The sequence below is a fragment of the Bradyrhizobium sp. 33ap4 genome (assembly GCF_032654765.1).
Classification (GTDB): Bacteria; Pseudomonadota; Alphaproteobacteria; order Rhizobiales; family Xanthobacteraceae; genus Bradyrhizobium; species Bradyrhizobium australafricanum.
On sequence record NZ_JAUMTJ010000055.1, the window covers coordinates 13,443 to 36,159 of the forward strand.

The 22,717-nt window shown below is 65.8% G+C and carries 17 protein-coding genes, 2 tRNA genes and 3 pseudogenes; 19 read left to right on the top strand and 3 right to left on the bottom strand.

Going from position 1 to position 22,717, the window contains the following annotated elements; translation table 11 throughout:
* Window positions 1-395: 395 nt before the first annotated feature.
* From Q2M23_RS32980 to Q2M23_RS33010, 7 genes and pseudogenes are all read left to right on the top strand, one after another.
* On the top strand, window positions 396-1,130 hold the full coding sequence (locus Q2M23_RS32980; protein WP_316398289.1) for a TetR/AcrR family transcriptional regulator: 735 nt from the start codon (window positions 396-398) through the stop codon (window positions 1,128-1,130).
* Window positions 1,127-1,912: an HlyD family secretion protein gene (locus tag Q2M23_RS32985; RefSeq protein ID WP_038388292.1), complete on the top strand. Its 786-nt coding sequence runs from the start codon at window positions 1,127-1,129 to the stop codon at window positions 1,910-1,912. The genes Q2M23_RS32980 and Q2M23_RS32985 overlap by 4 nt, the downstream gene beginning before the upstream one ends.
* Window positions 1,909-2,868, top strand: coding sequence for an ABC transporter ATP-binding protein (locus Q2M23_RS32990; RefSeq protein WP_316398290.1), 960 nt, complete (start codon window positions 1,909-1,911; stop codon window positions 2,866-2,868). The genes Q2M23_RS32985 and Q2M23_RS32990 overlap by 4 nt, the downstream gene beginning before the upstream one ends.
* Window positions 2,869-2,899: 31 nt before the next feature.
* Window positions 2,900-4,063, top strand: a complete 1,164-nt coding sequence (locus Q2M23_RS32995) for an ABC transporter permease (RefSeq protein WP_316398291.1) — start codon at window positions 2,900-2,902, stop codon at window positions 4,061-4,063.
* 113 nt (window positions 4,064-4,176) lie between these two features.
* Complete coding sequence (locus Q2M23_RS33000) at window positions 4,177-5,490, top strand: adenylate/guanylate cyclase domain-containing protein (RefSeq protein WP_316398292.1); 1,314 nt, start codon at window positions 4,177-4,179, stop codon at window positions 5,488-5,490.
* Window positions 5,491-5,654: 164 nt separating this feature from the next.
* Window positions 5,655-6,201: pseudogene (locus Q2M23_RS33005) on the top strand (PhzF family phenazine biosynthesis protein); the annotation flags it as partial.
* A 157-nt stretch (window positions 6,202-6,358) separates the two neighbouring features.
* Window positions 6,359-6,592 (top strand): annotated as a pseudogene (locus Q2M23_RS33010) (PhzF family phenazine biosynthesis protein); the annotation flags it as partial.
* Here the strand turns inward: Q2M23_RS33010 and Q2M23_RS33015 are convergent.
* Window positions 6,589-7,050: a DUF488 domain-containing protein gene (locus Q2M23_RS33015; RefSeq protein ID WP_316398293.1), complete on the bottom strand. Its 462-nt coding sequence runs from the start codon at window positions 7,048-7,050 to the stop codon at window positions 6,589-6,591. The pseudogene Q2M23_RS33010 and the gene Q2M23_RS33015 sit on opposite strands and share 4 nt — an antisense overlap.
* 10 nt (window positions 7,051-7,060) lie before the next feature.
* Entirely contained in the window at window positions 7,061-7,909 is an 849-nt protein-coding gene (locus Q2M23_RS33020) for a DUF72 domain-containing protein (protein ID WP_316398294.1), read from the bottom strand.
* Between the two features lie 139 nt (window positions 7,910-8,048).
* Between Q2M23_RS33020 and Q2M23_RS33025 the strand changes: the two genes are divergently transcribed.
* From Q2M23_RS33025 to Q2M23_RS33055, 7 genes and pseudogenes are all read left to right on the top strand, one after another.
* Window positions 8,049-8,420, top strand: a complete 372-nt coding sequence (locus Q2M23_RS33025) for a hypothetical protein (protein ID WP_028339943.1) — start codon at window positions 8,049-8,051, stop codon at window positions 8,418-8,420.
* 67 nt (window positions 8,421-8,487) lie between these two features.
* The gene (locus Q2M23_RS33030) at window positions 8,488-8,694 is read left to right on the top strand and encodes a hypothetical protein (protein WP_057018442.1); all 207 of its coding nucleotides are present in this window, start codon (window positions 8,488-8,490) and stop codon (window positions 8,692-8,694) included.
* 248 nt (window positions 8,695-8,942) lie between these two features.
* Window positions 8,943-10,076 carry a glycosyltransferase family 2 protein gene (locus Q2M23_RS33035; RefSeq protein WP_316398295.1) on the top strand — a complete coding sequence of 378 codons (1,134 nt, stop codon included), beginning with the start codon at window positions 8,943-8,945 and terminating at the stop codon, window positions 10,074-10,076.
* A gap of 7 nt (window positions 10,077-10,083) precedes the next feature.
* The gene (locus Q2M23_RS33040; protein ID WP_316398296.1) at window positions 10,084-11,586 is read left to right on the top strand and encodes a glycosyltransferase family 39 protein; all 1,503 of its coding nucleotides are present in this window, start codon (window positions 10,084-10,086) and stop codon (window positions 11,584-11,586) included.
* A gap of 78 nt (window positions 11,587-11,664) precedes the next feature.
* Window positions 11,665-12,360 carry a DUF899 family protein gene (locus Q2M23_RS33045; protein ID WP_229160358.1) on the top strand — a complete coding sequence of 232 codons (696 nt, stop codon included), beginning with the start codon at window positions 11,665-11,667 and terminating at the stop codon, window positions 12,358-12,360.
* 426 nt (window positions 12,361-12,786) lie between these two features.
* Complete coding sequence (locus tag Q2M23_RS33050) at window positions 12,787-13,929, top strand: DUF2778 domain-containing protein (protein WP_316398297.1); 1,143 nt, start codon at window positions 12,787-12,789, stop codon at window positions 13,927-13,929.
* Window positions 13,930-14,052: 123 nt separating this feature from the next.
* Window positions 14,053-15,557: pseudogene (locus tag Q2M23_RS33055) on the top strand (AMP nucleosidase).
* 23 nt (window positions 15,558-15,580) lie between these two features.
* Here the strand turns inward: Q2M23_RS33055 and Q2M23_RS33060 are convergent.
* Complete coding sequence (locus Q2M23_RS33060) at window positions 15,581-16,174, bottom strand: cysteine hydrolase family protein (protein ID WP_316398298.1); 594 nt, start codon at window positions 16,172-16,174, stop codon at window positions 15,581-15,583.
* A gap of 123 nt (window positions 16,175-16,297) precedes the next feature.
* Here Q2M23_RS33060 and Q2M23_RS33065 point away from each other — a divergent pair, with 123 nt between their 5' ends.
* The 5 genes from Q2M23_RS33065 (at window position 16,298) to Q2M23_RS33085 (ending at window position 22,560) form a co-directional block, all read left to right on the top strand.
* Window positions 16,298-17,137, top strand: coding sequence for a LysR family transcriptional regulator (locus tag Q2M23_RS33065; protein WP_316398299.1), 840 nt, complete (start codon window positions 16,298-16,300; stop codon window positions 17,135-17,137).
* A gap of 204 nt (window positions 17,138-17,341) precedes the next feature.
* Window positions 17,342-17,413: transfer RNA gene (locus Q2M23_RS33070), tRNA-Phe, on the top strand.
* Between the two features lie 2 nt (window positions 17,414-17,415).
* Window positions 17,416-17,482: transfer RNA gene (locus Q2M23_RS33075), tRNA-Ile, on the top strand.
* A 338-nt stretch (window positions 17,483-17,820) separates the two neighbouring features.
* Entirely contained in the window at window positions 17,821-18,972 is a 1,152-nt protein-coding gene (locus Q2M23_RS33080; RefSeq protein ID WP_076828543.1) for a slipin family protein, read from the top strand.
* A gap of 225 nt (window positions 18,973-19,197) precedes the next feature.
* A complete protein-coding gene (locus Q2M23_RS33085; RefSeq protein ID WP_316398300.1) occupies window positions 19,198-22,560 on the top strand; it encodes an adenylate/guanylate cyclase domain-containing protein in 3,363 nt (1,120 codons plus the stop codon).
* Window positions 22,561-22,717: the final 157 nt, after the last annotated feature.

Sequence of the window (22,717 nt, forward strand, 5' to 3'; positions counted from 1 at the left end):
AGGCCATCCACGGCACAGAAAGGTTGTGTAACCAATCGCTCATTGGTGTTCCCCCAGCGGACCGCTTGTATCAAATTCCCCCCAATCTCGCCGGGGAGAGCACGAAGTGAGCCGTAGCGCATCGCGCAGGCAAAGCCGGATTGCTCCGGTTACACCTGTGGTGCCACCCCTGTGCCTTTTTGTTGCACAGGGCCCGCGGGTGCGATCGGCACCCGGCTTTCCCAGCGCCCACTGTTCCCCAGAGGGGCGGAAATAAGCAGCAAATTCGGGCATTTGCGCCGCGAGATCGCGAATCTATGCGCACCCTGAGGGGCCGGGAAGGCCGACAGGAACGCTTCCGGCCGGCAGGCGTTTTCTCTGAACACATTGACAATGACTGACTGGTCAGTCATATTATGACCATGACAGAGCGCATCGAAAAGACGACCCGCTCCCGGCCCGCCAGGCGCCGGGCCACCGCGATCCGGGCTGCCGCGGCGAGGATCCCGAAGGTGGCCTCGGCAAAGCTGCCCGAGGCCAAGCCTGCTGCGAACCGCGCCGAGAAATCGGCGGAGCGGCGCGCTGCGATCGTCGAGGCGGCGATGGACGAGTTCATTGCGCGCGGCTTTGCCGCAACGCGGCTCGACGATGTCGCCAGGCGGGCGGGCGTCGCGAAGGGCACGCTCTATCTGTACTTCAAGGACAAGGAGTCGATGTTCGAGGAGTTGATCCGCACCGCAGTCGTGCCCTTGGTCAATCGCATGGCCGCGCCGCCCACCATCACCGGCCCGGTGCGCGATGCGGTGGAGAGGTTTGCCGAGACCTTCATCCGCGAGATCGTGTCGACCCGGCGCGGCGACATCGTCCGTTTGATCGTCTCCGAAGGGCCGCGCTTCCCGACGATCGCCGACTTCTATTTCCGCGAGGTGGTGTCGAAGGGGATGGCCGCGATGCAGGCGCTGATCCAGCTTGCGATCACGCGCGGCGAGATCAGGCAGCGCCAACTCGCGCAGTTTCCGCAACTCGTCGTGGCGCCCGCGATCGTCGCGGTGATCTGGCAGGGCCTGTTTGCCCGGCACGCGCCGCTCGATGCCCTCGCGATGTTCAAGGTTCATCTCGATCTGATCTTCGGCGAACGGAGCAAGCCATGACCGGCTCGCGCATGATGAAGCTCGTGACCGCAGTCGTGCTGGCGGCGGCGCTGGCCGGTTGCCAGGAGAAGCGTGATCCCGGCTTCCAGGGCTGGGTCGAGGCCGACATGATCTTCGTCAGCCCCGATGAATCCGGCCGCGTCATCAAGCTCAATGTGCGCGAAGGCGACGAGGTCAAGCCCGGCGATCTGCTCTATTCGGTCGACGACGATTTGCAGCGCGCCGATCTCAACCAGAACAATGCGACCCTCGCCAATGCGCGGCAGAGCTATGACCGCGCGGCCTCGCTGCGCGGCACCGGCGCCGGCACCCAGGCCAATCTGGATTCCGCGGTCTCGGCGCTGCGCGTCGCGGAGGCGCGGGTCAACACCTCGCAGACCCGGCTCGACCGTCGCAAGGGCTTTGCGCCGATCGCGGGCTCGATCCAGCAGATCTATTTCCGCGAGGGCGAGATGGTGCAGGCGCAGCGCCCGGTGCTGTCGATCATGCCGCCCGGCAACATGAAGCTGCGCTTCTTCGTGCCGGAGGCCGAGCTGCCGAAGCTTGCGCTCGGCGACGAGGTGAGGGTGACCTGCGATAATTGCGCCGCCGACCTCACGGCAAAGATCTACTTCATCGCCACCACGGCGGAGTACACGCCGCCGGTCATCTACAGCCTCGATGAGCGCAACAAGCTGGTCTATCTGATCCAGGCGCGGCCGAGCCGGCCCGATGTGCTGCGCGTCGGTCAGCCGATCAGCATCTACCTCAATCCCAAGACGCCGGTGGCGGAGCGCAGATGAACGGCGGCTCCACCAGCGCGCGGTCCAACGCACCCTCCATCGCGATCGATGTGAAGGGCCTGACCAAGTCGTTTGGCGGACGCGAGGTCGTCCATGACCTGTCGATGCAGGTCAAGCGCGGCTCGATCTACGGCTTCCTCGGTCCCAACGGCAGCGGCAAGACCACGACCATCCGCATCCTGTGCGGCCTGCTGACGCCCGACAGCGGCGAGGGCACCTGCCTCGGCTACGACATCCGGCGCGATGCCGACAAGATCAAGCGCAAGGTCGGCTACATGACGCAGCGCTTCAGCCTCTACCAGGATCTGTCGGTGCGCGAGAATCTCGAATTCGTGGCGCGGCTCTATGGCATGCCGGACGCGCGCGGCGCCGCGGCCGACATGATCGCGCGGATCGGGCTGAAGGGCCGCGAGGAGCAGCTCGCCGCCGACCTTTCCGGCGGCTGGAAGCAGCGGCTCGCGCTCGGCGCCTGCACGCTGCCCAATCCGCAATTGCTGCTGCTCGACGAGCCGACCGCCGGCGTCGATCCCAAGGCGCGGCGCGATTTCTGGAACGAGATCCACGCGCTCGCCGCCGAAGGCCTCACCGTGCTGGTCTCGACCCATTACATGGACGAGGCCGAGCGCTGTCACGAGATCGCCTACATCGCCTACGGTCATCTCTTGGCCCATGGCACGGTGGACGAGGTGATCGCGGCGTCCGCGCTGTCGACCTGGACGGTGACGGGCGAGGATTTCAACGGCCTGATGGCCGAGCTCACGGACAAGCCCGGCGTCGACATGGTGGCGCCGTTCGGCACCAGCCTGCACGTCTCCGGCCGCGACAAGGCGGCGCTCGAGGCCGCGATCGCGCCCTATCGGGACAATTCGAAGTGGCATTGGCAGGCCAGCGAGCCGTCGCTCGAAGACGTCTTCATCGATCTGATGGGGCGCTCCAAGGATAATTTCCAAGGATAACTTTCAAGGATAATCTCCAGGGATAATTGCGATGAGCGCAACGGAAACGATCCAGAACAGCGAGGCGAGGGAGCCGGCATTCGGCTTCTGGCGGCGCAGCTACGCGATGCTGGTCAAGGAGTTCATCCAGCTTCGCCGCGACCGCGTCTCTTTCGCCATGATCATCATGCTGCCGGTCATGCAGCTGACGTTGTTTGGCTACGCCATCAACACCACGCCGCGCAATCTGCCGACCGCGGTGCTGACCCAGGAAGACAGCGATCTCGGCCGTTCGATCCTGAAGGCGATGGAGAACACCGCCTATTTCCATTTTGTCCGCGAGGTCCACACCGTCGAGGAATTCGACGAGCTGCTGCAATCCGGCAAGGTGCTGTTCGGCGTCGAAATCCCGCGCGGCTTCGAGCGCGCGGTGCGGCGCGGCGACAGACCGGCGCTGCTGGTCGCCGCCGATGCCACCGACCCGGTCGCGTCGGGCTCGGCGCTCGGCGCACTCGGGCCGCTGGTGCAATCGGCGCTGGCGCATGATCTGCACGTCGGCGATCCCCCGGACATGCCGTTCGAAATCCGCGCCCACGCCCGCTACAACCCGGCGGCGGATTCGCGCCTCAATATCGTGCCCGGCCTGGTCGGGACCATCCTGACCATGACCATGCTGATCTTCACCGCGCTCTCGGTGACGCGCGAGATCGAGCGCGGCACCATGGAGAGCCTGCTGTCGATGCCGATCAAACCGGTCGAGGTGATGTTCGGCAAGATCATCCCCTATGTGCTGGTCGGCTTCATCCAGGCCACGCTGATCATCGCCATCGGCATTGTGCTGTTCGGTGTGCCGGTCCTCGGCAGCCTGACGCTGCTGGCGCTGCTCACCACACTGTTCATCACCACCAATCTGTCGATCGGCTACACCTTCTCGACCATCGTCCAGAACCAGCTGCAGGCGATGCAGCTCTCGATGATGTTCTTCCTGCCGAGCATCCTGCTGTCCGGCTTCATGTTTCCGTTCGCGGGCATGCCGGTCTGGGCGCAATATATCGGCGAGGGGCTGCCGCTGACCCATTTCGTGCGCATCGTCCGGGCCATCATGCTGAAGGGGGCGGCGATGAAGAACCTGCAATACGACACCGTCGCATTGGTCGCCCTGATGCTGTTCGCCATGACGATCGCGGTGACGCGCTTCCGCCGCACGCTCGATTGAGGCTATGATGGATGCCATCAATGATCGTCATTCCGGGGGCGATGCGAAGCATCGAACCCGGAATCTCGAGATTCCGGGTTCGCTTCGCGCCCCGGGATGACGGGGTGGGAGGCATGGCGGAATCTTCGGACAAAAGCGGCGCAGCGGCAGACACAACCGTATCCGCCGATTTCCATCACGCCCTGATGCGCGAGGTGATGACCACCGAGCTGCTCCGCATCAGGGTGCTGATCGCTACCGCCGCTGCCCTCGCGGCGATCAGTCTGCTGGTGTATTTCTTTGCGCCCGACGCGGTCAGCCGCGTCTGGCACGGCAACCTCAGCCCCGTCTACGTCTTCTACGTCACCATTCCGCTGATCCTGTTCGAGCTCTGGGTGCACGGGGCAATCAGCTGGCACATGCGCAAGGGGCGCGACCTGCCGGTGGTCCGGCGCTACATCGGCGTGCTGGTCGAGACGTCGCTGCCGACCGTCGTGCTGGCGCTGCACATGAACAGTATGGGGCCGCAGGAGGCGCTCGGCTTCGTGGCGCCGCTGATCTATTTCGTCTTCATCATCCTGTCGACGCTGCGGCTCGACTTCTGGCTCTCGACCTTCACCGGCTTCGTCGCGGCGGCCGAGCTGTTCTACATGGCGGTGTTCTTCCATCCCTCGGGCGGCGGCGCGGCCGAGACCAGCATCTACTATCACGGCGCGCGGAGCTCGATCATCCTGATCTGCGGCATGCTGGCCGGCGCGGTCGGCATGCAGCTGCGCCGGCAGTTCGCGGCCAGCATCGCGGCCGCCACCGCGCGCGATCGCATCACCAATCTGTTCGGCCAGCACGTCTCGCCGCAGGTGGTCGAACGTCTGATGACGGAGGGTGCCGGCACCGGCAGCGACATCCGCCGTGTTGCGGTGATGTTCGTGGATTTCCGTAGCTTCACGGCCGGTGCGCGCACCCGCTCGCCGCAAGAGGTGGTCGACAGGCTCGATGGCGCCTTTGCCGTGCTGGTCGATATCCTCGATCGCCATGGCGGCATCGTGAACAAGTTTTTGGGCGACGGCTTTCTCGCGCTGTTCGGTGCCCCGTTCGAGACCGGCGACGCCGCGCATCAGGCGGTCGCCGCCGCGCGTGAAATGCTCGCGGCGAACGAGCGCACCAACGCGGCGACGAGCTGGCCGCTGCGCATCGGCATCGGCATCCACATCGGCGAGGTCGTCGCCGGCAATATCGGCTCGCCCCGGCGCAAGGAATACACCGTGATCGGTGACACCGTGAATTTTGCGGCGCGGCTCGAGGCACTGAACAAGGATCTTGGCTCGCAGTTTTTGATTTCCTCCGCGGTGCGTGATGCGCTCGGCGACGACTGCAAGGACGCGGTGTCGCGCGGCGAGATCCCGGTGCGGGGCTACGAGCACCCGGTGCACGTCTGGCAGCTGGGGTAGGCGGCAACGCTCACATGATCCGAGGCAATCACGCACGTCTCTTCAAGCCGCGCGAGCTGTCTGCATGTGACTTGCCCGCGATTGTACCGAGTGCTCTGAAGGGCATCGCTCGGGCCGTGGTACGGTGACGTCATCGGAATGACCGGAGCACGAGGACAAGCAGGATGCAGCGGCGCTATATCACCGTCGACGTTTTCACCGACCGCGCCTTCGGCGGCAACCCGCTCGGCGTGGTGCTCGACGCCGAAGGGCTCTCGACCGAAGCGATGCAGGCGATCGCGACCGAGTTCAACTATTCCGAGACGACCTTCGTGCTGCCGCCGCAGGACAAGGTCAACGACGCCCAGGTTCGCATCTTCACGGTGCGCTCGGAAATTCCGTTCGCCGGCCATCCCAATGTCGGCACTGCCTTCGTGCTGGCAAGCCGGGCCGCGAAGGCGCCGGCGCGCTTGAGGTTCGAGGAGAAGGCGGGCCTCGTGCCGGTCGAGATCCTGTCCGACGGCGGCAATGTGGTCGGGGCCGAGCTGACCGCGCCGCAGGCGCTGCAGCGGACCAATGAGGTCAGCGCGGCCGCCGCCGCCGCGTGCCTGTCGCTGACGGCGGCTGATGTGAAGACCGATCGGCACGCGCCGCAGGTCGTCTCGGTCGGGCTGCCGTTCCTGGTGGTCGAGATCGCCTCGCGCGAGGCGCTGAGGCGCGCCCGATGACGCGCAGGTCAAGGCGATCACGGCGCAGCTCAAGCTGTCGAAGACGCGGCTTGCGCAGATGACGACGCTTTACGAAAAGTCGGAGGCCAAGCGGTCTTAGGAAGACAACTATAACACTCAACTCCTTGGCTCACAGAACGACATGGCTACGATCCGACTTGGATCCCGCCACCGGCAGCGCGACCGCGGCTTGCGCGGCGCTGCTCGCCGATATTGATCCCGCGCGCGATGGCGAATTGCGGCTGCGGATCGGGCAGGGCGTCGACATGGGCCGGCCGAGCCTGTTGCTGACGCGCGTGCGCAAGCAAGGCGGCGCGATCACTTCGGTGCATGTCGGCGGCGGCTGCGTGACGATGATGGAGGGAACGCTGAACGTGCCGGGCGAGGCAGGCTAGAGCTGCGGTGCCGCCAGGTTCTCGATCCTGACGCCGTCGCGCTCTTCGATGATCTCGGCGATCCATCGACGGTGGCAGTGCTGGTGGTCGCGCTCGCAGCAGAGGAAGCAGACCGGGCCGGACTGCTTGACCAGCGCCGACAGCTCGTCGAGCTCTTCCTTGGCCTGCGCCGTCTTCAGGTGCGCCGAATAGATCTTGTGCAGCAGCGCATATTGCCCGCTGCGTGCCGCTTCCCGTCCGCTTTTCGGGGTGCCGAGACCGCGCAGATGGACGTAGCCGATGCCGCGCTCGTCGAGACCGGCGGCGAGCTGGGTCTTGGAGAAGCCGGGCCGGCGCGAGGAGGCGATGGCGCGGACGTCGACCAGCAGCTTGACGCCGGCCTGCTCGAGCTCGTCGAGCACCGCCTTCGACGGCGTCTGCTCGTAGCCGATGGTGAACAGCTTCCTGGCCTTCGCCATCGGTTCTCGCTCACTTCACCCGTTCGATCAGCTCCATCGCGCCGGCCGGCGCGCGGACCTTGCCCTCGTGGATCACATAGGCGAACACGTCGCGCGGCGCCTTCTTGGGCGCGGTCTTCTCGACCTTCGGCAGATCGTCAGGCTCGCTGCCGGCGGCCCAGTCCTGAAACCGCTTGGCCCAGGCGTCGAGCTGCTTCGGCGGATAGCAGGTCTTCAATTCGTCATTGCCCTTCTGCAGCCGCGCATAGACGAAGTCGCTCGCGACGTCGGCGATCGCCGGATATTTGCCGTGCTCGGCGAACACCACCGGCACCTCGTGTTCGCGAATCAGGGCGACGAATTCGGGCACGCAAAAACTGTCGTGGCGGACCTCGACGACGTGGCGCAGCGCGCGGCCGTCGAGCTTGCGCGGCAGCAACTCGAGGAACTTGCCGAAATCGGCGCCGTCGAACTTCTTGGTCGGCGCGAACTGCCAGAGCACCGGCCCGAGCCGGTCCTTCAGCTCCAGCACGCCCGAATCATAGAACCGCTTCACCGAATCGCCGGCCTCGGCGAGCACGCGGCGGTTGGTGGCGAAGCGTGGTCCCTTCAGCGAGAAGATGAAGCCGTCGGGCACTTCGCTGGCCCATTTGCGAAAGCTCTCCGGCTTCTGCGAGCCGTAATAGGTGCCGTTGATCTCGATCGAGGTCAGCTTGGAGGCGGCGTAGGACAGCTCCTTCGCTTGCGCGAGCTTCTCCGGATAGAACACCCCGCGCCACGGCTCGAAGGTCCAGCCGCCGATGCCGATATAGATGTTGCCTGCGTCTGTCTTGGTTGCCTTGGTGTCTGTCTGGGTCGCCTTGGTGGGAGCTTTGGCCACGACTGCACTCATCGTGAGGGAGGGAACAGGAAGCAAGACTAATCAAAATAATTGTGATTGGCCAGTTTGCCAGATCGGCACGGCGGCGCTTATCGTCGCTGTCGCTCTTCGCTACGATGCGCCAAAATGGAGAACAACAATGCGCATGCTGGTTGCGGCCGCCCTCTTGATCATGTCCTCCGCCGCCATATCCTCCGCTGCAATGGCCGATGAGGTCGACGATGCGCACAAGCTCGCGATCACCGGCCGCGACGCCTACTGGAATTGTCTCGCCCGCGAATATCCCCGCGACAGCAACAAGGCGATGTCCGACCAGGAGTTCACCTCGCTGATCGCCAATGTCTGTCCGTCGGAGCGGCAGAACTTCCGTGTGTCGCTGATCGACTTCCTGTCGCTGCAATTTCCGAAGCAGGACGCCGACGCGAATCTGACGACCGCCAACCGTGCGATCGAGCTCGCGCAGAAGGACATCGTGACCGCCTTCACCCGGCGCAGAGCCGCGGCCAAATAGGTTCCCAAATCCTGTTGCGGCCGGCCGATTTTTGATATCAATCCGCGCAGGCGAGGGGATCATCGGCATGAGATCACAATCGACGGCAGGTTTCTTGGGCGCACTGGTCGCGGCCGTCGCGCTGGCGGCGGCGTTCATCTACGGGCCGTCGCCGAGCCAGCTCCGTAACCCGACCCGGTCCGCCGCACAGCCGCAGGCGGCTCCAGCTGCCGAGGCCGCGCCGGCAGCCCCGGCGCCACGCGGCCCGGTGATCCGGGAAGTCCCGAACAACTAGCGCCTCCTGCGCCCCTTGCGGACCGCCTGGGGCCTTCCTATCTTGCTTCCAACGGCGACGTTGCAGCTTCAGGGCTCCGGCGCCGGACGACCACGACATTGATTGGCTGCGCCGGATGTACGCGCGCCCCTTGTTCGTGGTCGTTGGCATTTTCAGGGGTGTTTTGCCCCGTTTTCCCGCTTTCCGAGCGTGCGTTTGGGTCGGCCTGCCTTGGCAGCGGGAGAGGCTGCGGCTATACGCTGGCGCTCATGAACGAAGCCATCAAGCCGAGCCCCGAAACCTCATCGCTGGCAGCAAGCTTGCCGCTGCTTTCGGTGGTCGTCCCGACCTTCAACGAACGCGACAATGTCACGGTGCTGTACCGCCGGCTCGACGCGATCCTGAAGGACGTGTCCTGGGAAGTCATCTTCGTCGACGACAATTCGCCCGACGGAACCTGGGACGTGGTGCGCGCGCTGGCGCGGAAGGATTCCCGCGTGCGCTGCATCCGTCGGATCGGCCGGCGCGGCCTGTCCGGCGCCTGCATCGAGGGCATCCTGGCCTCGAGCGCGCCCTATGCCGCGGTGATGGACGCCGACCTGCAGCATGACGAGACCCAGCTGCCGAAGATGGTGGCGCTGCTGCAGAGCGGCGAGGCCGAGCTCGTGGTCGGCAGCCGCTATATCGAGGGCTACAAGGCCGACGGCTTCAACAAGCAGCGCGCCGGCGCCAGCGCGTTTGCCACCGAGATCGCGCGCCGCGCGCTGAAGGTCGAGATCGCCGACCCCATGAGCGGCTTCTTCATGGTCCGCCGCGACCGTTTCGAGCAGCTCGCGCCGCAGCTGTCGACGCAGGGTTTCAAGATTCTGCTCGACGTCGTAGCGACCGCGGAGGGCGAGCTGCGCGCGGTCGAAATCCCCTACACCTTCGGTGCCCGCCAGCATGGCGAGAGCAAGCTCGACTCCATGGTCGCGCTCGACTTCCTCGGCCTGGTGCTGGCGAAGCTGACCAATGATCTGATCTCGCTGCGCTTCATTCTGTTCGCGGCGGTCGGCGGGCTCGGCCTGGTGGTGCACCTCACCGTGCTGTTCATCGCGCTCGAACTGTTCAAGGCGCCATTCCCGGAGGCCCAGGCCACCGGTGCGATCGTCGCCATGACCAGCAATTTCATCCTCAACAATTTCCTGACCTATCGCGATCAGCGGCTGAAGGGCTTTGGCATCCTGCGCGGCCTGCTGCTGTTCTATCTGGTCTGCAGCGTCGGCCTGCTCGCCAATGTCGGCGTCGCGTTCTCGGTCTACGACCAGGAGCCGATCTGGTGGCTGGCGGGCGCGGCCGGCGCACTGATGGGCGTGGTGTGGAATTACGCGATGTCCGGGCTGTTCGTCTGGCGCAAGCGATGACGGTGGCATGAACGCGAGCGAGGCGCGGCTGGCCCGAAACACCGCGCTTGCGGTGTGCGCGCTGGTCGTGTTGCGGCTGGCCGCCGCGGCATGGACGCCGCTGACTTTCGACGAAGCCTATTACTGGATGTGGTCGAAGTCGCTCGCCGGCGGCTATTACGACCATCCGCCGATGGTGGCGGTGGTGATCCGGCTCGGCACCATGATCGCGGGCGATACGCCGTTCGGCGTGCGGCTGGTGTCGATCCTGCTCGCACTGCCGATGAGCTGGGCGATCTACCGGGCGGCCGGCATCCTGTTCGGCGGCCGGCGCATCGCCGCGAGCGCAACGATCCTGCTCAATGTCACGCTGATGGCCGCCGTCGGCACGTTGATCGTGACGCCGGATGCGCCGCTGCTGGTCGCTGCCAGCCTCCTGCTGTACGCGCTGGCAAAGGTGCTGGAGAGCGGTCGCGGCGAATGGTGGCTTGCGGTCGGCGCCAGCGCCGGCGCGGCGCTGCTGTCGAAATACTCGGCGCTGTTCTTTGGTCCGGCGATCCTGATCTGGCTTGCGACGGTGCCGAAGCTGCGGCGCTGGTTTCTCTCGTCCTGGCTCTATCTCGGCGGTCTGGTCGCCCTCGGCCTGTTCAGCCCGGTCATCCGCTGGAATGCCGATCACCACTGGGTGTCGTTCATCAAGCAGATGGGCCGGGCGCGGATCGAGGATTTCCGGCCGACCTACATCGCCGAGCTGATCCCGACCCAGTTTGCGTTCGCAACGCCATTGGTCTTCATTCTCGGCGTGATGGGCCTCTACGCGCTCTATCGGCGCCGCGCCGGCGCGCTGGAGGCGCGCGTGCTGGTCAACACGATGTTCTGGACCATCGTGGTCTACTTCACCTGGCACGCATTGCATGCGCGGGTCGAGGCCAACTGGTTCGCGCCGGTCTATCCCGCCTTTGCCGTAGCGGCCGCGGTCGCGGCAGTCCAGGTGCAGTGGGCGCCGCGCGAGCAGCGCACGGTCGATTTCTGCCGCCGCTGGGCCGCGCCCGTCGGCGTCGTGCTGTTCGCGCTGCTGATCGTGCAGGCCAACACCGGTTTGCTCTCGGGCTACCGCCGTGACGCCACCGTGCGCAGCGTCGGTGTCGGCTGGCAGGAGCTTGCGGACGAGATCGAGGCGACCCGCGTGCGGACCGGCGCGAGCTGCGTGCTGGCGGCGGATTACGGCACCACCGGCTGGCTCGCCTTCTATCTCCCGAAGGGCACCTGCGTTGCCCAGCAGGGCCAGCGCATTCGCTGGGTCAACATGCAAGAGCCGAGCCCGGCGCAACTGGCTGGCAAGCTGCTCTATATGCACGAGGTCGAGCAGGCGATGCCGGCCTCGCTGCGCGACAATTTCGCCCATATCGAAAGGGTGGCCGAAGCCAAGCGCATGCGGGGGCCGCTGACCATCGAGACCTACGCGCTCGACCTGCTGGAAGGCGCAAAGGGCGAGATCCTCGACCGTTCCTCGCCGCCGGAACTGCAATAAATCCTCGCCGTTGAGTGTCGGATCGTCCGGGGCCGGCTCGTCTTCCAGACAGCCCGTCAACCACGCGAGGTTCCAACCATGACCAGTTCCGTCCTCAAGCCCGCCACCGAGCTCGCCACGACCAATGTCAGGCGCTTTCCCAATGAGAGCGCCGAGTATCGCCGCGCCCGCCAGGAATTGCTCGTCGAAGAGATCGAGTTGCGCCGGCATATCGAGCGCGTCGCCGCGCTGCGCCGCGCATTGCCGCCGGGCGGCGAGGTGACCAAGCCCTATGAGTTCACCGGCGAGTCCGGCGCGGCATCGCTCGCCGATCTGTTCGGCAACAAGCCGACACTCATCATCTACAGCTACATGTACGGCCCGCAGCGCGAGAAGCCGTGTCCGATGTGCACGTCGTTTATGAGCACGTGGGAGGAGAAGCTGCCCGATATCGAGCAGCGCGTGTCGTTCGTGTTCGTGGCGCGCTCGCCGATCGCACGGCTGATCGAGGCGAAGAAGGCGCGCGGCTGGACGCGTCACAGGATCTACTCGGATGCATCGGGCGATTACACGCGCGACTATGTCAACAAGGATGACAGCGACCTGCCGGGCTACAATGTCTTCACACGCCACAACGGCACGATCCGTCATTTCTGGGCCGGCGAAATGGGGGCGGGCACGATGGACCCCGGCCAGGACCCGCGCGGCGCGCCGGACATGGATCCGCTGTGGACCTTGCTCGACACGACGCCTGAAGGGCGCGGCAAGGACTGGTATCCGAAGCTCAGCTACTGAGAGATGGTTTTTGCTCGATCCCCGCGCGATTACGGGGCGATCGGCAAGGAAATTCTCCCCTGAATATATTCCGGTATGCCGCGCTGGAGCGGCATGCCGGAATGTCCCATGATGGGACAGAAAAGCCGCTTTGGCGGTCCAATGTCATCTTAAAAAAGCCCTAGGCCACAGGCACTTCCCGCGCTGCAGGGGATCGCATCCGGTTAAGTCGCATTTAACTAAAAGTCGCCTTAATGGCCGTCTGTGCCCCCGCGCGACGTTGAGCCGAACACCCGTTCGACCCCGCGTCGAGTGAGGGACAAAGGTGGACCTGTTTTGAGCGCCGGGCGTATGGGTACGAGTGCGAGTGCGTATGTTCTTGGGGCGCCAAGCCGCAAGAAATCCTCCCGAAAAATTCTCCCACAGCATTTCCTCGGCAGCGCCGCGGTGGCGGGGCTGGTGCTTGGCTGCGCCTGGACCGTCTACGCCAACATTTTTGCAGCGAGCGTCTATCCCTCCGTGGGCAATGCGTCGTTCGATGCGCCGGTGGTGAAGCGGCCCGGCGCGGTCGCTGCGCGGCCGACGCCGGCCTTCAACGAGGTGTTCGCGTCCTTGACGCCCGCACCGGCGGCGCCCGCGAAGACCGAGGTCGCGAAGTCGGAAGTCCCGGCATCGTCGCTTATGTTTAACGATCGGTTTGCGGCCGCCTCGCCCGAGGGCGTCGCGTCCAGCGTCGTGGCTGACGCCGCATCGCAGATCGACCCGATCAAGCAGGCCGCTGCGCCCAAGGTCGCCGAAGCGGCGAGGGCGGTCGCCTCCGCGGAGCTTGCCGAGACATCGAAGGCGTTGCCGGCGCCGAAGTCGGTCGAGACCGCCAAGAAGCAGGCCGCCGCCAATCTGAAGGTGGCGCTCAACGATCCCGCTGCGGACGTTCAGCCCAAGGGGGCCGATAAGGCGTCCGAGGCGAAGCCTGCCGAGGCCAAGCAGGCTGCGAAATCCGGCGGCGTTCGCGACATGGCCGCGCGCGCCAAGGCCGCGGTGATGTCGATCGCATCGAACGACCGGCAGACCATGGTCGAAAAACTGTGGGGCAAGCGGGAGTCGAGCGGCGGACTGCTCTCCTTCGCTTCAGCCGATGCGAACGTGACCGGCAGCATCCCCTCGACGTTGGACCAGAACCCGATGCTCGGCGGCTCGCCGCCCTATGACCGTCAGACCGCGGTCTACGACATCTCAGCCAAGACCGTGTACCTGCCCGACGGCACGCGCCTCGAGGCGCATTCGGGCCTCGGCTCCAGGCTCGACGACCCCAGGTCCTCGCATCTGAAGATGGTCGGCGTGACGCCGCCGCACATTTACGAGCTCAAGCCGCGCGAGGCGCTGTTCCACGGCGTGCCGGCGCTGCGGCTCAATCCAATCGGCGGCGAAGGCAAGATCTTCAACCGCGACGGCCTGCTCGCGCACACCTTCATGCTCGGTCCGAACGGCGACTCCAACGGCTGCGTCTCGTTCAAGGATTATTACGCGTTCCTCGACGCCTACCGTAACAAGGGCATCCGCCGTCTCGCGGTGCTCGCGCGGATTCAGTAGTCAGAGCGGGCAGCGGCCCACCGCTGCGGCCTGATCGACGTCTGGAACTGGATGCCATAGTCGCTATACTGCACTGATCCAGAGCGAGTCCAAGCTCGGCAACGGATCTGGTGCAACGCGAACATGTCTCCCACACCCTCCATCGAAATCCCGCCGCCGATCACGACCGAAGCGTTCGTCGATGCCGCAGCCGCCGTTGTCCGTCTCGAAGAGATCTACGAGCGCAACACCGGCTTCCTTCGCAATCGCTTTGAGGCCTATGTCAACGGCGTGCCGTTCACGACGCGGGTGCGGGCACATTACCCGTTCGTCCGTATCACGACCTCGTCACATGCGCGGCTCGACTCAAGTCGGAGGCCAAGCGGTCTTAGGAAGACAACTATAACACTCAACTCCTTGGCTCACAGAACGACATGGCTACGATCCGACTTACCTATCTCACCGAGCAGATCGGGCTCCTGATCAAGAACCATGGCGTGGCGGTCGAGATCGGCGAGTCGAACGAACCGATCCCGATCCATTTCGCCTACCGCAGGGACATCAATATCGAGGCGGCACTGACCATCGCCGACAGTTCGGCGTTCACAAGGTCGCTGCGCGACATCTTCGATACGCCCGATCTCGCCGCGATGGACGATACGATCGCCGACGGGACCTTTGAGCTGACGCCGGGCGTGCCGGAGCCGCTGGCGCTGTTCCGCGCGGCGCGGGTCGATTACTCGCTGCGCCGGCTCTACCACTACACCGGCACCGACCCGGAGCACTTCCAGAATTTCGTGATCTTCACGAACTACCAGTTCTATGTCGATGCCTTCGTGCAGCTCTCGCAGCAGCGGCTTGCGTCGGGCGAGGCCGGTCTCGAGGCCTTCGTCGCGCCCGGCAATGTGATGACGCACAATGCGCGGCTCGGCGGCACCACCGGGACCCCGTCCGAACGCGTCCCGCAAATGCCGGCCTTCCATCTGGTCCGGCCCGGCTATCGCGGCATCACCCTGATCAATATCGGAATCGGTCCGTCCAATGCGCGCAACATCACCGATCACGTCGCGGTGCTGCGGCCGCATGCCTGGCTGATGATCGGGCACTGTGCTGGCTTACGCAACACGCAGCGGCTCGGCGATTATGTGCTCGCCCACGGCTATGTGCGCGAGGACCACGTGCTCGACCACGAGCTGCCGCTCTGGGTGCCGATCCCGGCGCTTGCGGAAATGCAGGTCGCGCTCGAGGAAGCCGTCGGCGAGGTGACCGGGCTCACCGGCTTCGAGCTCAAGCGGCTGATGCGCACCGGCACGGTCGCCAGCGTCGACAACCGCAACTGGGAGATCAGCGGACCGCAGGTGATCCGGCGCATGTCGCAGTCGCGCGCGGTCGCGCTCGACATGGAATCGGCGGCGATCGCCGCCAACGGCTACCGCTTCCGCGTACCCTACGGCACGCTGCTGTGCGTCTCCGACAAGCCGCTGCACGGCGAGATCAAGCTCGCAGGCATGGCCAGCGAATTCTACCGTCAGCGCGTCGGCCAGCACCTTGAGATCGGTCTCAAGGCGCTGGAGCGGCTCAAGCAGCAGGAATCCGAACGCCTGCATTCGCGCAAGCTGCGCAGCTTCGCCGAGGTCGCGTTTCAGTAGCACAACGCAGAGCGGAGCGGCGCTCAGGCGAGCGCGTTGCCGCGGGCGATGATCGCGAAGCGGTCGGACAGTTCGGCGAGCGCGACGTCGTGAATCAGCCTTGCGGCGATCGTGCCGCCGACGCCGTCGGGCAGATCGCGGGTGGCGCAGCTGTCGGCGTCGATCGTGGTGCGGAAGCCGAGATCGAGCGCGGCGCGGGCCGTCGAGCTCACGCACATGTGCGTCATGAAGCCGGCCAGCACCAGCTCCTTGCGGCCGGTCGCGGCAAGCTGCGCGTTGAGGTCGGTGCCGGCGAACGCGTTCGGCAATTGCTTCTCGATCACGGTCTCACCCGGCCGCGGCGCCAGCGGCGCGACGATCGCGCCACGCTCCGCGCTGCGGTCGAACAGGCTGCCCGGCTGGCCCTTGTGCGCGATGTGGATGATCGCGGCGCCGCTTTCCCGGGCGCGCGCGAGCAAATTGGCGGCGCGCGCAATCGCCGGGTTGGCGTCGGGCAGCGCCAATGGACCTGCAAGATATTCGTTCTGGATATCGATCAGCACCAGGCAGCTGTCGCCGAGGCGGGGCGGGGTGAGGTCGATACCGGCAAGCTGCATCAATGTCTTGGCTGACGTCATGGTCGTTCTCCAGCGGATGTATCGCCGAAAACATAGCCCGGGATCGGCCTGCCGTTATGCAGGGATATTGCAGCCGGTGGCTGCGTTATTGCAGGTGGCGGCCGCAGGATGTAGCCTGCCGCCATGAACTGGGACGATCTTCGCATCATCGCGGCCGTCAGGGATGAGGGCACTTACGCGGGCGCCAGCGCGCGGCTGCGCATCGACGAGACCACGGTCGGGCGCAGGCTGGCGCGGATCGAGCGCGCGCTCGGCCTCCGCCTGTTCGAGGCCGTCGATGGCGTCCGCAAGCCGACCCGGCAGTGCGACATGGTGCTCGCGCATATTGAGGCGATGGCCGCGCATGCCGAGGAGATCGGCCGGATCGGCGAAAGCCTGCCTGGTCCGGTCGGGCGGCTGCGCATCGCCTCCACCAGCGCGATCGCCGAGGAGGTGCTGGCGCCGCGCACAAGTGAATTCCTGCGCGCCCATCCGGGCCTGACGCTGCAGTTTCTGACGTCGAGCGACAATGTAAAATTCTCGCGCTGGGAGGCCGATCTCGCGATCCGCTTGCGCAAGCCGGACAAGGGCGACTTTGCGATCTCGAAGCTTGCCGAGGTCAGGTCGTATTTCTTCGAGCCGGCCGCGACGACAGCGGGCGAAGCGATGCTGTGCGCCTATCCCGACGAGCTTGGAGGGATTCCGGAAATGCAGTTCCTGCGCACGAAGCGGCTTCGCGCGCGCTGCGTCACCGACAATGTGCGGATCATCCACACGCTGATTCAGTCGCATCACGCGGTCGGCGTGTTGCCGGAGCACAGCTGTGCCGACCTGCTGACCGACCGCCGTCTGCGCGCCACGCTGCTGCCGAAGCGACGCGACGTCTGGCTCCTGGTGCAAAACCATCTCAAGCGCGACGCGGCGACGCGCGTCACCATCGACTGGCTGCGCGCCTGCTTCCAGGATGCCGCGCAGAGGCGGTGAGGTGCGCTCGCAATGGCGGGACGTGCCGCGACGCCTGAGTCACAGCAGCGCCCCGTCATGAAAAAATCACACGCAGCCCCCTTGCAACCCGGACGTGCTTCGTCTATTAGCCCGCTCCTTCGCTTCGGCCACGGGTTCGGGCTCGTTGAGATCCCGACTGGCGCGAGCCGCTTTGCGGTGTCGTGTTCCGCCGAAATGAAGATCGCGAGATGAAGCTCATGGTCGAGCGTCGGGGATGAAATCCCGAAGGCATCGGTTCGAATCCGGTCTCTCACAAAGGATAGCTCAGTTGGTTAGAGCAGGTGAATGATACTCATCGGGTCGCGGGTTCGATTCCCGCTCCAAGCGCTCCGTTTCAGCCTGTAAAGCTGATACCTCTGAAGGGGACCGGACGCGCGCTTCAGTCGCAGTCCGGCCGTCCTGCCGCAAGGCATTTCGTCCGAACATCGACACTGTGAGACCGGCTTTGCGCCGCGGTGGATACCGCTTGCGCTGATGCCGGGTGGCTCCGCTCGGCCGCGCGACATTCGTCGCGCGAACGCGCGCGTGCGCCCGTCATCGCGCAAGCCTTAAGCCACGGCCCGCTTGGCTGACAGGAAGCCGCGTTCGCGTCCTCACGTCCTTTGCCAAATGCAACCCGCTCTCAGGCCCATGGGCCTGATGGCAAACGATGGAGGCGTCTCATGACCTGGCACTTCCTGACGACCAATTTGACGGTGAAGGATGGCGAGCGCGCGTTGCTGACGCGCAACGGCCGGCTCGAGCAGGTGCTCGCGCCCGGACGTCACCGCCTGTTCGATCCCCTGCATCAGCTCAAGGCCGAGCTGTTCAGCGTCGTGCGGACCGAATTCCCCGCGGATCGCTTCGCGGTGATCAAGGCCGCGCGGCCTGATCTCGCCGACGAGCTGTTCGAGGCGGTGGAAACCCGCGCGAACGAGATCGCGATCGTCAGCCTCGACGGCCGTCCCGTGCAACTGATGACGCCTTGGCAGACGCGCGTGTACTGGAAGATCGCGACGTCGGTCGAGGTCGAGCGCATCGACGTCACCAGCGATCCCAGGGTCACGGCACGCCACCTCGCGATGATCCAGCCCAACCGGGCCGGCGTCATCACCGAGGCGGTGGTCGAGAACCACGAGGCCGGTCTGCTCACGGTCGAGGGCAAGCTGGTCGAGCGGCTCGCGCCCGGTCGGCACGCGTTCTGGATCGCGGGCCGCAAGATCGAGGTCAAGCGCCTCGATTTGCGTCCCCAGGCGGTCGAGATCACGGCGCAGGAGATGCTGACCAAGGATCGCATCGCGCTGCGCGTAACGCTGACCGCGTTCCGCCGGATCGTCGATCCCGAGCGGGTCGTGGCAACGGTGCCCGACGTGGATGCGTGGCTGTACCGCCTGGTGCAGTTCGCGATCCGCGAGGCGGTGGCCGGCCGCACGCTGGACGAGGTGCTGTCCGCGAAGACGGCGCTCGATACGGAGCTTCGCGACTTCGTCCGCGATCGTGTCGCGGACAGCGGCGTCGAGGTCACCGAGCTCGGCGTGAAGGACGTGATCCTGCCCGGCGAGATCCGCGAGCTGGTCAACAAGGTGGTGGAGGCGGAGCGGGTGGCGAAGGCCAACCTGATCCGCCGCCAGGAGGAGACCGCGGCGACGCGTTCGCTCCTGAATACCGCCAGGCTGATGGAGGAGAACCCTCTGCTGCTGCGGCTCAAGGAGCTGGAGTCGCTCGAGCGTCTGGTCGAGAAGGTCGGCCGCATCGACCTGCATGCGGGCGAGGGCCAGGGCCTCGATGCGCTGCTGACCAAGCTGGTGCGTCTCAAGGCGCCCGAGAGCGCCTAAGAGAGAAGGGCCGCCCACGGGCGGCCCTTCGATTTTCTTCGCCGGGACGGACCGCCGGCACCCGTACGAATGTTAGCGTGCAGACGGCTGTAACCGGGCACCGCCACTGCACAATTCGCATCCCCTGCGTCACGCCGCAAAACAGAGGTGCCACTCCGGTCAGATTGCGATAACGTTCATGCACCGTGGTCCATTCGGCCAGCCGTCAACCCGTCGGTGAAGCCAGTGCAGCAGATTGCGGAATGGCTCGAGAAGCTGGGACTTGGGCAATACGCGCTGCGTTTTGCCGAGAACGGGATCGACCTCGGCGTTCTTCCCGAATTGACGGATGAAGACTTCGACAGGCTCGGCGTCCTGCTCGGCCATCGCCGCAAGATGCTGCGCGCGATCGCCGATCTCAATCAAGCCGAACTGATCGCCGCGCCGGTTTCACCGCACGATGCCGAGCGCCGCCACCTCACCGTGATGTTCTGCGACCTGGTCGGCTCGACGGCGTTATCGGCACGTCTCGATCCCGAGGACATGTGGGAGGTGATCCGCGCCTATCGCGCGGCCTGCGCGCAGGTGATCACGACATATGACGGCGCCGTTGCCAGATTTATCGGCGATGGGATCCTTGCCTATTTCGGCTATCCCCGCGCCCACGAGGATGATGCGGAGCGCGCGGTGCGCGCCGGCCTCGACGTCATCGCCGCCATCGGCAAGCTCGAGACCCGCGCGGACGAGGGGGTTGCGGTGCGGATCGCAATCGCGAGCGGGCTCGTCGTGGTCGGCGACCTCGTCTCCGGCGGCGCGTCGGAGGAGCAGGCGCTGGTCGGCGATGCGCCGAACATCGCCGCGCGGCTGCAAAGCCTGGCGGAGCCGGGCGTGGTCGTCGTGGCGGCCTCGACCCGCCGGCTGCTCGGCAATTTGTTCACGCTGCGCAACCTCGGCCGCCGCGAGGTCAAGGGCATCTCCGAGCCGATCGCGGTGTGGGCCGTCGAAGGCGAGCCGGCATCGGAAAGCCGTTTCGAGGCGGTGCGCACCGCGCGCTCGATCGGCTTCGTCGGCCGCAAGGCGGAGATCGAATTTGCGCTGTCGCGCCAGCAACTGGCGTGGCAGGGCCAGGGCCAGGCCGTGCTGATATCGGGCGAAGCGGGTATCGGCAAATCGCGCATCGTGGCGATGCTCTCCGACAGCCTGGCGCCCGGAACACACCGCCGTGTGCGGTATCAATGCTCGCCCTATCACACCAACAGCGCGCTGCACCCCTTTGTCGGCCAGCTCGAGCGTGCCGCCGGCATCAGGTCGGAGGATGCGCCGGAGCAGAAGCTGGACAAGCTCGAAGCCATGCTGGCGCTCGGCACGCAGCACGTGCCCACCGTGACACCGCTGATCGCAGCGCTGCTGTCGATCCCGACCGGCGAGCGCTATCCGCCGCCCGGCCTCAGCCCGGCGCAGCAGCGGCGGCAGACATTCGCAGCGCTGCTCGACCAGCTCGAGGGCCTCGCCCGGCAGCAGCCGGTGCTTGTCGTCTGCGAAGACGTGCATTGGGCCGATGCCACGTCGCTCGAGCTGCTCGACCTCGCGGTCGACCGGATCAGGGGGCTGCCGATCCTGATGCTCATGACGTTCAGGCCGGAGTTCGAGCCGCCATGGGCGGGGCTCGCCAATGTCAGCCTGCTGCGGCTCGATCGGCTCGACCGGCAGGATACGCGCGCGCTGATCGAGCAGGTGACCGTCGGCCGGTTGCTGCCCGGCGAGATGATGGCGCAGATCGTCGAGCGGACGGACGGTGTCCCGCTGTTCGTCGAGGAGCTGACCAAGATGGTCATGGAGTCGGGGCTGCTGGTCGAGAATGCCGGGCGCTATCGCCTCGACAATCCGCTGCCGCCGCTGGCGATCCCGGCAACGCTGCAGGACTCGCTGATGGCACGGCTCGACCGGCTGGCGCCGGTCAAGGAGGTGGCGCAGATCGGTGCCGCGATCGGCCGTGAGTTCTCATATGCGCTGCTGCGCAGCGTGGCAGGGCGCGACGATCTGACGCTTGCCGCGGCGCTTGCCCAGCTCGAAGAGGCCGAGCTGCTGCTGCGCCGGGGCGTGCCGCCGGACGCAAGCTACAGCTTCAAGCACGCGTTGGTCCAGGAAGCGGCTTACGAGAGCTTGCTCAAGAGCCGCCGGCAATTGCTTCACAAGCATATCGGCGATGTGTTGCGCGACAAGTTTGCCGAGATGGCCGAGATCGAGCCGGAAGTCGTCGCCTACCATTTCACCGAGGCAGGGCTCGGCGAGACCGCGCTGGCGTGGTGGCGCAAGGCCGGTCAGCAGGCGCTGAAGCGCTCCGCCTATTGCGAGGCGATCGCGCATCTCGGCAAGGCGGTCGCCATCGCCGATGAACTGCCCGACGAGCCGGATCGGATGATCGGCCGGCTCCATCTGCAAATCGCCTACGGCCGCGCGCTGCGGGGCAGTCTCGGGCACAGCGCCCCCGAGACGGTCGCCGCCTGGACCCGCGCCCGGCAGTTCGCCTCCGATATCGATGATCCGATCGAAATGGCGCCGATCCAGTCGGGCCTCTTCAACGCCTGCTTGACCCACGGCGAGCTCGCGCCGATGCGGGAGTTGGCGGAGGCGATCATGGGCGCAGCGGAGCGGCACCCGCAGTCGCCGGTGGCGACCATCGTCGCGCGCTGGACCAGCGGGGTAACCTGCTGGTTCGCGGGCGAGTACCTGAACGCGGGCATCCATCTCGAGCAGGCCTTCGCGGCCTATGCGACCGAGCCGGATCCGGCAACCTTCAAGGCGTCGACGCTCGACTTGCCGTTCGTCATCATGAGATTTCTCGCCCTGGTGCTTTGGCCGCGTGGCGAGATCGATCGGGCCCGGCAGCTCGCGGGCGCCGCGATGGACGTGGCCGGGAAGCAGCGCGCGCTCGCGCGCGCCAATGCGCTGGTTCACAAGGCCGTCTTCGACGGGCTGTGCGGCAGCAGGTTGCGCCAGACCGACACGATCCTGGCCCTCGGCCTGGCGCGCGACCACACGATGCCGTTGTACGTCGCCGCCGGCACCTATCTCAATGGTCTGGAGAAGTGGCGTGCCGGCGACCGCGCCGCAGGTCTCGCGGAGATGCAGCGTGGCTGGTCGTTGCTTCACGAGAACGACTGCTACCTCTGTGAACCGTTCTGGGGATTGCAGATTGCCGTGGCGAATGCGGAGGCCGGGCATGTCGATGCCGGGCTCGACATCATCAATGAGTTGATCGAGGCGACGGAGCAGTCCGGGCAGCACTGGCTGGATGCCGAGCTGTACCGCGTGCAGGCTGGGCTGCTGTCGCATCGTCACAGCCCCGACATGTCCGGCGCCGAGGATGCCTTCCGCCGTGCCCTCGAGATTGCTCGAAGGCAGCAGACCAGGACGTTCGAGCTGCGCAGCGCGCTGGGACTTGCACGTCTTTACAGCCGCAGCGGCCGGGCAGAGGAGATATCGCAATTGCTGGCGCCGGTGCTCGCCGGTTTCGATCCGGCGCTCGATCTTGCCGAGATCAAGGACGCGCAGGAACTGCTCACGCAGGCGCATCGGTGGCCGGACCGCCACTCGCACGCGTCTTGACGGGTGCCGCAGCGAGCGGTCACACCGGGTCCGCCACCTTCCCGCGCCCGCGCGGGTGGTGAAAGAGCAGGTTCGGATGTCGCGCGCGGCGCGAGCGATGTGAAACTGGAACTGTTGGGTTCCCGAAGTTCTACGGTGTAACGATGCGCATTTTGCT

Bases quoted from the DNA above. Each gene is read 5' to 3' on its own strand.
- Q2M23_RS32980 (WP_316398289.1), top strand. From the start codon at position 396: ATGACCATGACAGAGCGCATCGAAAAGACGACCCGCTCCCGGCCCGCC.
- Q2M23_RS32985 (WP_038388292.1), top strand. From the start codon at position 1,127: ATGACCGGCTCGCGCATGATGAAGCTCGTGACCGCAGTCGTGCTGGCG.
- Q2M23_RS32990 (WP_316398290.1), top strand. From the start codon at position 1,909: ATGAACGGCGGCTCCACCAGCGCGCGGTCCAACGCACCCTCCATCGCG.
- Q2M23_RS32995 (WP_316398291.1), top strand. From the start codon at position 2,900: ATGAGCGCAACGGAAACGATCCAGAACAGCGAGGCGAGGGAGCCGGCA.
- Q2M23_RS33000 (WP_316398292.1), top strand. From the start codon at position 4,177: ATGGCGGAATCTTCGGACAAAAGCGGCGCAGCGGCAGACACAACCGTA.
- Q2M23_RS33015 (WP_316398293.1), bottom strand. From the start codon at position 7,050: ATGGCGAAGGCCAGGAAGCTGTTCACCATCGGCTACGAGCAGACGCCG.
- Q2M23_RS33025 (WP_028339943.1), top strand. From the start codon at position 8,049: ATGCGCATGCTGGTTGCGGCCGCCCTCTTGATCATGTCCTCCGCCGCC.
- Q2M23_RS33030 (WP_057018442.1), top strand. From the start codon at position 8,488: ATGAGATCACAATCGACGGCAGGTTTCTTGGGCGCACTGGTCGCGGCC.
- Q2M23_RS33035 (WP_316398295.1), top strand. From the start codon at position 8,943: ATGAACGAAGCCATCAAGCCGAGCCCCGAAACCTCATCGCTGGCAGCA.
- Q2M23_RS33040 (WP_316398296.1), top strand. From the start codon at position 10,084: ATGAACGCGAGCGAGGCGCGGCTGGCCCGAAACACCGCGCTTGCGGTG.
- Q2M23_RS33045 (WP_229160358.1), top strand. From the start codon at position 11,665: ATGACCAGTTCCGTCCTCAAGCCCGCCACCGAGCTCGCCACGACCAAT.
- Q2M23_RS33060 (WP_316398298.1), bottom strand. From the start codon at position 16,174: ATGACGTCAGCCAAGACATTGATGCAGCTTGCCGGTATCGACCTCACC.
- Q2M23_RS33065 (WP_316398299.1), top strand. From the start codon at position 16,298: ATGAACTGGGACGATCTTCGCATCATCGCGGCCGTCAGGGATGAGGGC.
- Q2M23_RS33080 (WP_076828543.1), top strand. From the start codon at position 17,821: ATGACCTGGCACTTCCTGACGACCAATTTGACGGTGAAGGATGGCGAG.